The sequence below is a fragment of the Burkholderia sp. Bp8991 genome (assembly GCF_003853795.1).
In the GTDB taxonomy this organism is placed as follows: Bacteria; Pseudomonadota; Gammaproteobacteria; order Burkholderiales; family Burkholderiaceae; genus Burkholderia.
The window spans coordinates 100518-114906 of sequence record NZ_QTQJ01000023.1; the positions used below are offsets into that span (position 1 = coordinate 100518).

General features: G+C 66.5%; 12 protein-coding genes and 1 pseudogene. 7 read left to right on the forward strand and 6 right to left on the reverse strand.

Annotation, left to right across the window (positions count from 1 at the left end; translation table 11 throughout):
- Positions 1-37: 37 nt before the first annotated feature.
- From DIE02_RS24425 to DIE02_RS24445, 4 genes are all read left to right on the forward strand, one after another.
- Positions 38-1117, forward strand: coding sequence for a Rieske 2Fe-2S domain-containing protein (locus tag DIE02_RS24425; RefSeq protein WP_124484691.1), 1080 nt, complete (start codon positions 38-40; stop codon positions 1115-1117).
- Between the two features lie 306 nt (positions 1118-1423).
- Positions 1424-1627 carry a cold-shock protein gene (locus DIE02_RS24430; RefSeq protein ID WP_006751843.1) on the forward strand — a complete coding sequence of 68 codons (204 nt, stop codon included), beginning with the start codon at positions 1424-1426 and terminating at the stop codon, positions 1625-1627.
- A 463-nt stretch (positions 1628-2090) separates the two neighbouring features.
- Positions 2091-2354, forward strand: coding sequence for a translation initiation factor IF-1 (infA, locus tag DIE02_RS24440; protein ID WP_011355053.1), 264 nt, complete (start codon positions 2091-2093; stop codon positions 2352-2354).
- 693 nt (positions 2355-3047) lie between these two features.
- Positions 3048-5120, forward strand: a complete 2073-nt coding sequence (locus DIE02_RS24445) for a Na/Pi cotransporter family protein (protein WP_124484693.1) — start codon at positions 3048-3050, stop codon at positions 5118-5120.
- 168 nt (positions 5121-5288) lie between these two features.
- Here the strand turns inward: DIE02_RS24445 and dmpG are convergent, their stop codons facing one another.
- From dmpG to DIE02_RS24475, 6 genes are all read right to left on the reverse strand, one after another.
- The gene (gene dmpG, locus DIE02_RS24450; protein WP_059539660.1) at positions 5289-6320 is read right to left on the reverse strand and encodes a 4-hydroxy-2-oxovalerate aldolase; all 1032 of its coding nucleotides are present in this window, start codon (positions 6318-6320) and stop codon (positions 5289-5291) included.
- Positions 6321-6336: 16 nt separating this feature from the next.
- On the reverse strand, positions 6337-7236 hold the full coding sequence (locus DIE02_RS24455; RefSeq protein WP_124484694.1) for an acetaldehyde dehydrogenase (acetylating): 900 nt from the start codon (positions 7234-7236) through the stop codon (positions 6337-6339).
- Positions 7237-7255: 19 nt separating this feature from the next.
- Entirely contained in the window at positions 7256-8038 is a 783-nt protein-coding gene (gene dmpE / locus DIE02_RS24460) for a 2-oxopent-4-enoate hydratase (RefSeq protein WP_124484695.1), read from the reverse strand.
- A gap of 83 nt (positions 8039-8121) precedes the next feature.
- Positions 8122-9504 (reverse strand): DUF1329 domain-containing protein, encoded by a 1383-nt coding sequence (locus tag DIE02_RS24465; RefSeq protein WP_124484696.1) that lies wholly within the window; start codon positions 9502-9504, stop codon positions 8122-8124.
- A gap of 41 nt (positions 9505-9545) precedes the next feature.
- Positions 9546-11111, reverse strand: coding sequence for a DUF1302 domain-containing protein (locus tag DIE02_RS24470; protein WP_124484697.1), 1566 nt, complete (start codon positions 11109-11111; stop codon positions 9546-9548).
- Positions 11112-11262: 151 nt separating this feature from the next.
- Positions 11263-12042, reverse strand: a complete 780-nt coding sequence (locus DIE02_RS24475) for an SDR family oxidoreductase (RefSeq protein ID WP_124484698.1) — start codon at positions 12040-12042, stop codon at positions 11263-11265.
- A 139-nt stretch (positions 12043-12181) separates the two neighbouring features.
- On the opposite strand from DIE02_RS24475, the gene DIE02_RS24480 reads away from it, so the two are divergent.
- From DIE02_RS24480 to DIE02_RS24490, 3 genes and pseudogenes are all read left to right on the forward strand, one after another.
- Positions 12182-13018 (forward strand): alpha/beta fold hydrolase, encoded by an 837-nt coding sequence (locus tag DIE02_RS24480; protein WP_124484699.1) that lies wholly within the window; start codon positions 12182-12184, stop codon positions 13016-13018.
- 62 nt (positions 13019-13080) lie between these two features.
- Positions 13081-13869 (forward strand): SDR family NAD(P)-dependent oxidoreductase, encoded by a 789-nt coding sequence (locus DIE02_RS24485; protein ID WP_044844631.1) that lies wholly within the window; start codon positions 13081-13083, stop codon positions 13867-13869.
- A 38-nt stretch (positions 13870-13907) separates the two neighbouring features.
- Positions 13908-14389, forward strand: a pseudogene (locus DIE02_RS24490) (electron transfer flavoprotein subunit beta/FixA family protein); the annotation flags it as partial.

Below are 14389 nucleotides of genomic sequence, written 5' to 3' on the forward strand. Positions count from 1 at the left end.
GGGCCGCCGCGCGTCCCCCAAAGAGGAGTCAACCCACATGTCCGCACGCCCTTACAAGATCGAAGCCCAGCCGCTCGCGCAGCGCTATGCGCGCGGCTGGCACTGCCTCGGCCTCGCCCGCGACTACAAGGACGGCAAGCCGCACACGCTGAACATCTTCGGTCGCAAGCTCGCCGCGTTCGCCGATTCGACCGGCAGGATCAACATCGTCGACGCATACTGCCCGCACATGGGCGCCGACCTGAGCCTCGGCACGGTCGAAGGCGACAACCTCGTCTGCCCGTTCCACGGCTGGGCGTGGAACGGCGCAGGGCAGTGCGCGTCGATTCCGTATTGCAAGCGGATTCCGCCGAAGGCGCGCATCGGCGCGTGGCCGACCTGCGAGGAAAACAACCTGCTGTTCGTGTGGAACGACCCGGAAGGCAATGCGCCGCCGCCGGAAGTCGCGATTCCGAGGCTCGACGTGTGCTTCTCCGACGAATGGTCGGACTGGGTCGTCGACAAGATGGTGATCAACGCGAACTGCCGCGAGCTGGTCGACAACATCTCGGACGTCGCGCACTTCGCGACCGTGCACCATGCGCCGATCGACTATTTCGCGAACCTGTTCGAGGATCACAAGGCGACGCAGCTGATGGTCGGCCGCAGCGAGAAGCTCGGCGGCGACAGCCTGACCGCGCTGTCGACGTATTTCGGGCCGGCCGTGCACATCACGCAGATGACGGGGCAGAGCGGCGGGCAGCCGATCCATTCGGTGCTGCTGAACTGCCACGTGCCGATCGACATGAACAGCTTCGAGCTGCGCTACGGCGTGATCGTGAAGAAGGTGGCCGGCCTGAGCGACGCGCAGAACCTGGAGATCGCGAACGCTTACGTGAAGGAAGCGCAGCGCGCGTTCTACGAGGACGTCGACATCTGGCACAGCAAGACGCGCATCGACAACCCGCTGCTGTGCGAAGGCGACGGGCCGCTGTACCAGATGCGCGACTGGTATTCGCAGTTCTATCTGGACGCGGCCGACGTGCGGCCGTCGAGCGTCGCGCGCAAGTCGTTCGAGATGAAGATCCGCGACGGCGAGACGCCGCCGGCGCTACATCACGTGTTCGAACCGCAGTAATGCAATAGCGCAGTCACGGCGCGGCGTGGCGAGTGGCGGGAAAAATGGGGGGCGTATCGCTACGCCTCCCGATTGCCGCAAACGCCCGCCGGACAAGGCGGCGCGTGCTGCCGCGCGCACGCGTCGCATCGAAAGGACTTGACGGATCGGCTTGCACCGCGTAGTGTCCGAGACCGAAGTCTTCAAGAAGCTCGATTGCTCATCATTGGCCGCACGGCGTGCGGCAGTCGTTGGTCTCTCCCTCTTTGATTCTTTCTGTGCCCGTCACGGGCGCATGTTCATTTCATTCGTATTAAGGAAGTATTTGTGGATACCGGTACCGTCAAGTGGTTCAACGAAACCAAGGGCTTTGGTTTCATTTCCCCGGACAACGGCGGCGACGATCTGTTCGCCCATTTCTCTGAAATCCGCGGCACGGGTTTCAAGACCCTGGCCGAAGGCCAGAAGGTCAGCTACGAAGTGAAGCGTGGCCCGAAGGGGCTGCAAGCGTCGAACATCACGCCGCAGTAAGCCGTATCGGCACCGGTCGCCAAGCGGCGGCCGCTGCCGGACGGATCTCGCGCGGAGGCCGGCCCGAGCCGGCGTCCAGCGCGTTCCGACGCACACGACCGATGCATCGCGGCATTCACGATGCATCGGTCGTGTGCTTCCCTCATCCATCGCACGTCCGTACGACGTGCGATCCAACGCCCTCGCGACGCGTTCGCCGTGTCGCCAGCGGCCCATGCTGCAACCCGAGTAGACCGTCGCCATGCCGCACGCGGCGCGGTCCCGACTTTGCGCGGTGCTGATCGCATCGCCGCCACTGACCGCCCGACCGCCGCAACGCGCCGGGCTCCGATTGCAAGGCGGGCCCGTCGCCCGTCTGAACGAATTGATACCCGGCATCCTGCCGGCCGCCGTCCCGTTGCCGGGCACGGCGCCGGTCAGTTCGCCGCGGCCGCGGTCATTCACCTTGTCTGGAGGAATTGGTTTGGCAAAAGAAGAACTGCTGGAACTGGACGGAATCGTCGACGAAGTGCTGCCGGACAGCAAATACCGTGTCACGCTGGAAAACGGCGTCGTGGTCGGCGCGTATGCGTCGGGCCGCATGCGCAAGAACCACATCCGCATTCTCGCGGGTGACCGTGTGACGCTGGAACTGTCGGTGTACGACCTGACGAAGGGGCGCATCAACTTCCGTCACAAGGACGCGAATTCGCCGCGTCCGCCGCGCACCGGGCAACCGCGTCGCTAAGCAGTAGCGATCGGGCGGCGCAACGCTGTACCGATCGAAACCCGTCCGGCCCGGTCATGCGGCCGGGCACACCGGATGGACGGCGCAGGTCGCGCCGTTCGCCGGTCTGGTTCGCGGATTCGACGTCGGCGAGCCATCTTCGACGAGCGCCGGTCCATAGCGCGCGCTCCGCTCCCATCCAGTTGTACGCATCCACGTATCGCACCGCGCGTTTCAATTTCGAAACATGCCGACGTGTCGGCACAGCGGCGTGCTCGGCCCGCTCGTGACGGTGACGCCACCACGTGGTCGCCGGCCGCGCGTGTTGGCGGCAATCAACATGGGCCGATGCATGAGAGACGCAGGCCTGTATCAACGCTGCAACACATCCATTCGCCCAACGGGCCCATTTCCGTATTTTTCGGTTTCAACACGCCTTGCGCACCCGACCCGCATTGGTGGCACGCCACTTGCAGCGGGGAGTGTGTCTGCGGGCGCGTGATTTCATGGAAACCGCCGTGGGTGACCGTAACGTGGCGCACGGCGTCTTCGGGGGAAGGCTCGTCGCGTGATCTACGGTTCGGTCGTGCGTTTCTCCGTCGCGACAAGACGTATTCGAGTTCGCCTTTCCTCGCCGGCCGGCGACGGGCGTGATCGAACTTCACGACGGGAAACGTTACAAGAACAACCGGTCGGCGTCTGGGGCCCAGAGTCATGACATTCACGTTCACGCTGGTCGATCTCGCCGGCTCGATTGCGCTGGTGCTGCTCGGGACGCAGATGCTTCAGACCGGCATGCAGCGCGCGTTCGGCGCTGGCCTGCGGTCGCTGCTGGAACGGGCGCTTTTCGGGCGACTCCCTGCCTTCTTCGGCGGCATGGGCGTAACAGCGGTACTGCAGAGCAGTACGACGACCGCGGTCATGACGAGCGAGCTCGCCGCGCAGGGGCGCGTCGGCCTTGTCCCGGCATTGGCCGTCGTGCTCGGCGCGAACGTGGGTACGACGTTGCTCGTGCAGGTGCTTTCGTTCGAAGTCGGCGCCGTGTCGCCCGCCCTGATCCTCGTTGGCGTACTGATGTTCCGCAAGGTATCGAACACTTGCGCTCATGAACTGGGGCGCACGCTCATCGGCCTGGGCCTGTTGCTGCTCGCACTGCATCATCTGCAGGAGTTGATGACGGACTACGAGGATGCGCCGAATCTTCGGATGCTGCTGAGCGACGCATCCACGATACCGCTGATCGACGTCCTGCTGGCGGCCGGCCTGGCCTGGGCCGCCGATTCGAACGTCGCGATCGTGCTCCTGATCATGTCGCTGTGCGCGCAAAACGTCATTCCCCCCGATACGGCTTTCGCACTGGTGCTGGGTGCCAACCTGGGCGTGGCCATCCGCCCGGTGCTGGAGGAGACCGCGACACACGATCCTGCCTCCCGATGCGTGCCGGTCGGCATGCTGCTCATTCTGTCGGCCGGCGTGGTGATTGCGCTTGTCGCACTGACGCCGATCGGTTGCGTCATGGTCAGGATCGAACCGGACAATGGGCGTGTGGTGGCCGATTTCCATACGCTGTTCAACCTGTCGCTGGCCGGGCTGTTCCTGCCGCTGCTGGTCCCGTACGCCGACCTGCTGACCCGACTGCTTCCTTCGCTCGTGAAGGTCTCGGCCGCGTCCCGATCGCAGTACGCCGATCCGCTCGCGGAACAGGCGCCCGGGATCACGCTCGGCATGGAGGCCCGTGATGTGCTTCCCGTCGTCGACACGCGATACGGGATACGTTCACGAGCCCCTGCCGCATCGATCGCCCGTGCCGGAGCGTCGGTCACGGAAGTCCGTACCCACGACGACGTTCTCGACAATGTCAGGATTGCACCCCGGACACCGCTGACGCGCCCCGATGCCGGACAACTTGCCGGCTACGATGGTCAGCACCGGAATGCAGGCGAGGACCGGCTACAGGAGGACGCGCGGCATTGCATCGAAATCGGGAAATGCGCCGGCCATACGATCGAGCACCTTGGCGCCGACGGCAACGTGCAGACGTACTACCCGGCGAAGTCGCTGTGGCTCACCCTGCAGGACATCCAGGTCGTCAGGCGACTGGAGCCCGCCGGAGGGACAACGCATTCGACGCTTTCGACCTATGTCCAGGGGACGGCGAGTCTGGACGACTGCTGTCTGTCGATCATGGGTGACGTGCAGAACAGCACGCGCACGATATACATCACCTTCGCGGCTCGCGAGATCGGCCAGCCTGAACGGCACGGCCTTCGCGAATTGCAGGACGAACTGGGCATCACCCATTCGGACGATCCGCTTGGCACGGCACGGCTCGGCTACAACGAGTCCGATGACGAGATGCAGGAACCGGCTCAGTGGTGGGCATGGTGCGACGTGCCGGCGAGCAGCATGCAGGCACTTGCCGACGGCGTCGAGGCGGGGCAGGTCACAGCCGTCAAGGCCGGGCTGTGCCTGCGGGACGTCTATACGTCGATCCCGCCCGGTGCCGTGCTGACGGGGGGATTGCGCGTGTTCCTGAGGCCCGGCGAGGATGGCAACGCATTGAAGGCGGCGCCGATCGCCAGCGGATACGTCGTGTATCTCGCCATCGATCTCCCGAAGGTCAGTCTGCCGGGAGATGGCCGGACAGCGCGGATGCCGCTGCGCACGGACGACGGGAATCCCGTCGTGGCGCTGACGGAAAGGCTCGACAAGATGTTTACCGGCTTGAAGTGGTTCGCTGCGCTGGTCGCGATCCTGGTTGTCGTGCTTCTGAGCAAGGGGCGGTGACAACCAGGAAGCCGGGGGCTGCCGATCGCGTTGCGGCCGATTCGGCTACCGGCTCCGAATCACTGCATCAAGCGTGCGCAATGCTCGAGCGGCCGCGTCTCGCAGGAAATCTTCGACGAACGGCTCGCATCATGCCGATTGCCGCGCGTGCTGTACGCTGACTGCCGTTCAGGCCGCCACCGCCCGTGCCCGCGCCATCGTCAGCGCCGCATCCTCGATCATGTCCTCCTGCCCGCCGACGAGCCGCTGCCGGCCGAGTTCGACGAGGATGTCGCGCGCCGGAATCCCGTACTTCGCTTCCGCGCGCTTCGCGAACAGCAGGAACGACGAGTAGACGCCCGCGTAACCGAGCGTCAGCGCATCGCGGTCGAGGCGGATCGGCGCGTCCATGATCGGCACGACGAGATCCTCGGCGACGTCGGAAATCGCGAACACGTCGACGCCGGTCTCGATTCCCATCCGGTCACACACCGCGACGAACACTTCCATCGGCGTATTGCCGGCGCCGGCACCGAGGCCCGCGGCAGCCGCGTCGATCCGGTTCGCGCCGGCGGCGACCGCCGCGACCGAGTTCGCGACGCCCATCGCGAGGTTGTGGTGGCCATGGAAGCCGAGTTCCGTCTCCGGCTTCAGCGCGGCGCGCACCTGGCCGATCCGCGCGGTCACGTCGTCGGGCAGCATGTGGCCAGCCGAATCGGTGATGTAGATGCAGTTCGCGCCGTACGACTCCATCAGCTTCGCCTGCACGACGAGCTGCTCGGGCGACGACATGTGCGCCATCATCAGGAATCCGACGGTATCGAGGCCGAGCGTGCGCGCGAGGCCGATATGCTGTTCCGACACGTCGGCTTCGGTGCAGTGCGTCGCGACGCGGATCGTGCCGACGCCGAGCTCGTGCGCCATGCGCAGGTGCTCGACGGTGCCGATGCCGGGCAGCAGCAGCGCCGACACCTTCGCCTGCTTCAGCTCCGGAATCACGGCGCTCAGGTACGCCTCGTCGGTATGCGCGGGAAAACCGTAGTTAACCGAAGCGCCGCCGAGCCCGTCGCCGTGCGTGACCTCGATCAGCGGCACGCCGGCCGCATCGAGCCCGCGCGCGATGTTGCGCATCTGGTCGAGCGTGATCTGGTGACGCTTCGGGTGCATCCCGTCGCGCAACGACATGTCGTGGACGGTGATCTTCTTGCCTGCAAGTGACATCGTGTGACTCCTCGACTCAAGCGGTGGCGGCCGTCGCGGCCAGCATCTGTTCGGCGAAACGCTCGGCCGTGGCGGCCGCGGCGGCGGTCATGATGTCGAGATTGCCCGCGTATTTCGGCAGGTAATCGCCGAGCCCCTCGACTTCCATGAACACCGACACGCGGTTGCCGTCGAACACCGGACCGTTCTTCAGCGTGTAGCCGGGAACGTAGCGCTGCACTTCCTTGACCATCGCATGCACCGACGCGGTGATCGCGTCGACGTCGGGCGGGCCGTCGGTGAGGCAGTGGATCGTGTCGCGCATGATCAGCGGCGGCTCGGCCGGGTTGATCACGATGATCGCCTTGCCCTTGCGGGCGCCGCCGACCTGTTCGATCGCGCCGGACGTCGTGCGCGTGAATTCGTCGATGTTCTTGCGCGTGCCGGGGCCGACCGAGCGCGACGACACCGTCGCGACGATCTCGCCGTACGCGACCGGCTGCACGCGCGACACCGCGTACACCATCGGGATCGTCGCCTGGCCGCCGCAGGTCACCATGTTCACGTTCATCTGCGCGCTGCCGAGATGCGCGTCGAGGTTGACCGGCGGCACGCAGTACGGCCCGATCGCGGCTGGCGTCAGGTCGATCATCTTCACGCCGAGCGCGGTGAGCTTGTCGGAGTTGTCGCGGTGCACGTAGGCCGACGTCGCGTCGAACGCGATGCGGATCTCGTCGTCGGCGACGTGCGGCAGCAGCCCGTCGACACCTTTGTCGGTGGTCTTCAGCCCGAATTCGCGGGCCCGCGCGAGGCCGTCGGACGCAGGGTCGACGCCGACCATCCACACCGGATCGAGCACCGGCGAGCGGCGCAGCTTGTAAAGCAGGTCGGTGCCGATGTTGCCGGGCCCGATCAGTGCGCATTTGATTTTCTTCATCAGGATCCTTCCTCTTCCTTTAGATAAAGCGGACGTCGCACCCGCCGATGCCGGAGATGTGCATCGACAGCGCGTCGCCGGCCGTGACCGGAATCAGTTTCGCGAGCGAGCCGGACAGCACGATCTCGCCGGCGAGCAGCGGCACGTCGTATTCGGCGAGCGTGTTCGCGAGCCACGCGACCGCGTCGGCGGGATGGCCGAGCGCCGCATCGCCGCGGCCTTGCGCGACGATCTCTCCGTTCTTCTCGATGGTCATCTCGCACGCGGCGAGATCGAGCGTGCGCGGATCGACGCGCGAATCGCCGAGCACGTAGACGCCGCACGACGCGTTGTCGGCGACGGTGTCCTCGATGCGGATCGCCCAGTCGCGAATGCGCGAATCGACGATCTCGAAGCAGGGCGCAACCGCGGCCGTCGCGGCGATCACGTCGGTGCGGTCGATGCCGGGGCCGCGCAGGTCGTGCGCGAGGATGAACGCGATCTCGCCTTCGGCGCGCGGCGCGATCAGCGACTCGGTGGCGATCGCCTCGCCGGCCGCGTAGTGCATGCCGGACAGCAGGATGCCGAAATCGGGCTGGCGCACGTTCAGCATGTCCTGCACGGCCTGGCTCGTCACGCCGATCTTCTTGCCGACCACCGATTCGCCGCATTCGACGCGGCGTTCGATGAAGCGTTGCTGGATCCGGTACGCATCGTCGAGGGACAGCCGGCGCGGCCGCCCCGACAGCGGCGCGACCGGCGCGCGGGAGTGCCACGCGGCATACAGCTCGTCGCCGAGCGTCGCATGCAAGCGGTTGGACATGGTAGGGCCCTCGAATGGAAAAGGCCGCCGTCCCGGGCGGCATCGGGCGCCGGAGCGAGGCTCCGGCGCGGGCGGCGATTTGCTTAGTTACCCGAACTGCGGATCGCGTCTGGCGAGAAGTACGCTTCACTGAACTGCGGGCTGCTGTCGAGCTTCGGCATCGGCCCTTCGTTGGTCAGGCGGTCGGCCATGTAGGCGCCGGAGATCAGGTCGTGGAAGAACACGACACCGGGGTAGAACGTCTTCGCGTCATATGCGTACAGCGTCGTCGCGACGTTGGTGCGCCACAGCTGGCCGCGTGCGTCGTAGTTGTCGGCGAGCAGCGTCATCCACGAATCCTCGTCGATGTACAGCACGCGCTTCGCGTACTGGTGACGATAGCCGCTCTTCAGCGTCGCCTGCAGCACCCACACGCGATGCAGTTCGTAACGGATGTACGAAGGGTTTTCATGTCCCTTGGTCAGCAGGTCCGCATACTTGACCGAGCTGTCCATCGCCTTGTAGTTGTCGTACGGCACGTAGACTTCGCGCTTGCCGACGATCTTCCAGTCGTAGCGGTCGCCGGGGCCGTTGTACAGGCGGTCGTCGTCGACGGTGCGGAAGCCGCCCGGGCCCTGCGGCTGGTCATATCCGTACTCCGGCGCCTGGCGCACGCGCCGCGTGCCCGGGTTGTACATCCACGTGCGCGACGAGTTGTCCGCGCCGGCCTTGTCCCAGTTCGTGAAGCCGACGATCAGCGAGCCGCGGTCGGACAGCGGCAGCTCCGTCGCGTTGCGATAGAACGTGCGGTTGTTCAGGTCGCTCTTCACGTCGTACTTGCCGACGTTGCGCGGCGAGTAGATGTCGTAGCGCACCTTGCCCCACGCGATGTTGCCGTCGGAGTACACGACCGCCTGGTCGTAGGTTGCCTGCTCGGTGCCGATCGCCGACGAGAAGCGCTGGTTCCACAGCAGCTCGGCGGCCGTCTTCGGGATCGGGTACGGCACCTGCGGCGGCGCGTTGGTCAGCCCGTTCGCGTCGGACGTCATCGTCGAATCGGGCGCATACGTGCGGATGTCCTTGTAGACGGAATCCGCGTAGCGGAAGTCGCGGTGGCTCGGGTAGACGTTGATCTTGAACGTGGCCGGATAGCGCTTGAACATCGCCTTCTGGCCGTCGGTCAGGTGCTCCGCGTACTGCGCCATGTTCTCGGCGGTGATCGTCGCGACCGGCTTCTCGTTCGCGAACGGATCGGGGTAGCGGCTGCCGCGCTTGTACTGCACGTCGGGCGGCGTGCCGAGCCACTTGCCCGACCACTCCGGCACGCTGTTGTCCTTGCTCGCGGCGCGCACCGCGCCCATCGGCGTGAGCGGGCCGTCGAGCGCCTTCAGGTCGTCCGGCGTGACCTTCGGGAACGAGGCCGTCGCGACGAGCGCGCACGCGGCCATCACCGATGCGCGCAGGAGGGGGAGACGAGTTCGTTTCATGACAAATCCTCTTCTTGCTGAGTGACGAGCGGCCGGGCCGCTCAGAAGTGGTAGGTCGCCGTGGCGAGCACATAGTCGCGATCCGCGAGCGGACGCGTGACCGGGTTGGGCGAGCCGAGGAACTTGGCGTAGACGAGCGCCAGCTGCAGGTTGCTCAGGCGCGTGAACGTCACGCCGGCGGTCACGCGGTGATCGCCCTGGCCCGTCAGCGAGCCGAGCGCGCCGGCGAGCGGCGACGTGCCGGTCAGGTCGTGCGAGTAGGTCAGCGGCACGTCGAGATCCCAGCCGTTGAACACGTTCTTGTAGCTGAGCGTCCACGCGATCTCCATCGCGAGCGCGTTGCGCGAGTTGGCGAGCGTGGTCGAGCCGTCGAGCGCGGAGATGCCGCCGGCATGCACGTACGTCAGTTCGCCGACCAGCGACTGCGAGTTTGCGAGGAAGCTCGGCCCGATCGAGTAGATGCCCGACAGGTTGGTCTGCAGCACGTTCGCGCGGGTCGACTGCGGGCCGGTCGGCGTGTTGACGAGCACGGCCGCGCCCTGGCGGTACGACACTTCGCCCGCGACGTTCACCGGGCCGACCTGCGTCGAGAAGCTCGCGCCGGTCAGCTTGATGTTGCTGAAATATTTCTGCTGGTACTGGAGCGTCGGGAAGTACGTCGTGACGACGCTCGGGTTCATGTCGTTGTAATGCAGGTGGTACACGCCGAGCTCGGTGTCGCCCAGCACGCGCACGCGTGCGCCGATACCCCACTGGTTGCGGGCGCTCGGCTTGTCGTCGGCCCCGCGCGGAATGATCATTCCGCCCGGGCCGATGATGAACTGCGCGCCCGGGCCGACCACGTCCGAATAGCTCCAGTACGTGCCGGGCGCGGTCAGGCGGTTCTGCTGGAACGAGAACTGGTAGTAGCCGAGCAGGCTGAAGTTCGGCGTGATCTGCCACTGCGTCGAGATCTGCGGCACCGGCAGCAGGATGTCCTTCACCTGAGCGCCCGCGACATAGGACTTGGTGGCATCGGCCGGGCCTTGCGCGCCCGCGATGTTCGGGAAGAACAGGCTTTCGCCCCACGCGACCACCTGGTCGCCGACCTTCACGTTCAGGCTCGTCGGGCCGATCTTGAAGGTGTTGTAGGCGTAGGCGGCGAGCAGCGTCGTGTGGCCGCCCGACCAGTAGCGGGCGTCGCCGGTGAAGTTGTTGTACTGGCCCGTGTGGTTGACCGTGCCGGGCGCGTCGTTGTAGTTCGGGTGGCGGTACGCCTGATCGTAGAATGTGCTCGCGCGGACGAACACGCCCCAGTCGTCGTGCTTCAGGTTCACTTCGCCGAGCAGGCTGACCTGGTTCTCGATCAGCTTGTTCTTCGCGAAGTTGCGATCGCCGTCGTCGCCGTTGATGTTCGCCGGCGTCAGCAGATTGCCGCTCGGCGCACGCGTGCGCATGCCGAGGCCGTAACTCAGCGTGAACGTGTAGTCCAGCGTCGTGTCGGCGCCGAGCTCGATCGTGCTGCCGGCGTGCGCGTCGGGAACGACGCAAGTCAGCAGCGCGGCGGCCAGCGTCGACAGCGCGGCGGTGGCCCGCTTGTCGGTACGGCGCGAAATCCGTTGATGCATGGTGTCTCCTCTGGGGGTATCGACGACGGTCGACTGTGGTTGTCGTGAGAGGCAGAGTAGGGAGATCGCGATAGCAGGGAATCGTCAAAATGAACTAGATGACTTCCCTAGGACTGGAAACGATCGGCGCACGCCTCTGGCGGCGCGTGCGTCAGCGCGCTTGCATCTGCGCTGCGGCCAGGAACGCGGGCCGTTCGCCCCCGCCGTCGAGTCGCAGGTTCGCGCCCGACGTGTACGACGCGTCGGGCGACGCGAGGAACAGGCACGCCGACGCGACGTCGTCGGGTGTCGCGAGCCGTGCGGCCGGAATCGTCGCGCGGATCGCATCGAGCGCCGCATCGTCGCCGTAGTGGCCTTCGGTCGCGGATTCGGTTTGCACGAGGCTCGGGCTGATCGCACACACGCGCACGCGCGGCGCCCACTCGACCGCGAGCGACGTGACCGCGTTGACGAGCCCCGCCTTCGCGGCGCCGTACGCGGCGGTGCCGGGCGACGGCCGCGACGCGCTGACGCTCGCGATGAACAGCATCACACCGCCGTGCGGTTGCGGCTGCATGATCGCGTTCACGCGCTGCGCGAGTTGCAGCGGCGCGATCAGGTTCAGCCGCACGATCGATTCGGTGAAGCGCGGCGATGCGTCGGCCGCGAGCACGAACGGCGAGCCGCCCGCGTTGTTGACGAGCACGTCGAGGCCGCCGGTTGCGGCGCGGGCCGTCGCGAGCATCGCGTCGACCTGCTCGATGTCGCGCAGGTCGGCCGCGATGAAGGTGGCCGTGCGTCCGCCGGCGGACGGCGGCGTGTCGGGCGCGCTGCGCCCGCACACGAACACGCGCGCGCCCGCCGCGAGAAACCGCTCGGCGATGCGCCGCCCGATGCCCTTGGTGCCGCCCGTCACGAGCACCGTCTTGCCGCTGTAGTCGAATCCGTTCATCGTCTGCCTCCGTTTCGGTGGCCCGATGATAGGAACAAGCGCGCGCGGCTTCGTAGTCTGAAAGGATGATGCCGGGCGGCGCCGGCGGCGTAATCATCGTGGCAGGCATCCATCGACCGACGAAGGAGACAAACCCGCGATGACGACCCCCACGACGCCGCCGGCCGGCATCTTCACCGACGTACCGGGCGGCTTGCGCCTGCATCATTTCGAGGCGGGCGCAGGCCGCCCGGTGGTGTTCATCCACGGCAGCGGCCCGGGCGCGAGTGGTTTCAGCAACTTCAAGCACAACTACCCCGCGTTCGCGGCGGCCGGCCACCGCGCGATCGTCGTCGACCTGCCGGGCTACGGGCAGTCGTCGAAGCCGTCCGACGTCGCCTACACGCTCGATTTCTTCGTCGGCGCGCTGCACGCGCAGCTGGCCGCGCTCGGCATCGGGCCGGCCGTGCTGCTCGGCAACTCGCTCGGCGGCGCGATCGCGCTGAAATACGCGCTCGATTACCCGGACGAAGTCGACGGGCTGATCATGATGGCGCCGGGCGGCGTCGAGGATCGCGACACCTATTTCCGGATGGAAGGGATCCAGCGGATGGTGAAGCTCTTCACCAATCGCCAGATGAATGACGACACGATGCGCGAGCTGCTGACGCTGCTGGTGCACGATCCGGCGATCGTCACCGACGCGCTCGTCGCCGAGCGGATGAAGGTGTGCGTCGAGCAGCCGACCGAAGTGTTGTCGACGATGAGCGTGCCGAACCTGACGGGTGCGCTCGCCGACCTGCGCTGCCCGGTGCTCGGTTTCTGGGGCACGGACGACCGCTTCAATCCGGTCGGCGGCGCGCTGACGTTCCTCGAGCGTTGCCGCGACGCGCGCTTCGTGCTGCTGAACCGTTGCGGCCACTGGGTCATGGTGGAGCATGCGGCCTATTTCAATCGGGAATGCATCGATTTCCTGGCTGCGCCGACGGCGCGATGATGCGCGATGGTTTTGATGGCCGGCCCGTTCGTGACCGGTTCGCCTAAATACAAGGAGACACAATGAAACTCATCGAAGACCTGTTCGACCTGCGCGGCAAGGTGGCCGCGATCACCGGCGGCGCGCGCGGCATCGGCGCGGAAACGGCGCGCACGCTGGCCGCGGCCGGCGCGAGCGTCGCGATCCTCGACGTGCTGTCGCAGCCCGCGGAAGCGCTCGTCGAGGAGATCCGCGCGCAGGGCGGCCAGGCCGCGTTCTGGTCGCTCGACGTCACGCAGGAGGCCGACGTCGAGCGCGTGTTCGGCGAGATCGTCGCGCGCTTCGGGCGCCTCGACGTGCTCGTGAACAACGCGGGCATCGAAGGGCACAACGTGCCGACGCACGAACTCACGCTCGCACAGTGGCAGCGCGTGCAGGACGTGAACGTCAACGGCGTGTTCCTGTGCACGCGCGCGGCGATTCCGCGCTTGGAAGCGGCCGGCGGCGGCTCGATCGTGAACCTGTCGTCGATGTACGGGATCGTCGGCGGCCCCGACGTGCCCGCGTATCACGCGTCGAAGGCCGCGGTGCGGATGATGGCGAAGGTCGATGCGATGCTGTATGCGGCGAAGAACATTCGTGCGAACTCCGTGCATCCGGGCTACATCCGCACGCCGATGCTCGAGGACGCGTTCCGCCAGATGGGCCAGGATCCCGACAACGTGTTCGGCTATCTGCAGACCCACGTGCCGATGGCGAAGATCGGCAGCCCGCGCGACATCGCGGCCGGCATCCTGTATCTCGTGTCGCCGGCCGGGCGCTACGTGACGGGCGCGGAGCTGGTGATCGACGGCGGATACACCGCGCGCTGATACGCCGCGGCGGTCGAAACAAGAGAGGAGGCAGGCAGTTGAAAGCGCTCGTGGCAGTGAAGCGCGTGGTCGACGCGAACGTGAAGGTCGGCGTGAAGTCCGACCGCACCGGCGTCGACATCGCGAACGTGAAGATGTCGATGAACCCGTTCGATGAAATCGCGGTGGAAGAGGCCGTGCGGCTGAAGGAGGCCGGCGTCGTGACGGAGGTGGTGGCCGTGTCGGTCGGTGTCGCGCAGGCGCAGGAAACGCTGCGCACGGCGCTCGCGATCGGCGCGGATCGCGCGATCCTCGTCGAAGCTGGCGACGCGGTCGAGCCGCTCGGTGTCGCGAAGATCCTGAGGGCGCTGGTCGACAAGGAACAGCCGCAACTGGTGATCCTCGGCAAGCAGGCGATCGACGACGATTCGAACCAGACGGGCCAGATGCTGGCTGCGCTGGCAGGCCTGCCGCAAGCGACGTTCGCGTCGAAGGTGACGATCGCCGACGGTAAGGCAACCGTGGCACGTGAAGTCGATGG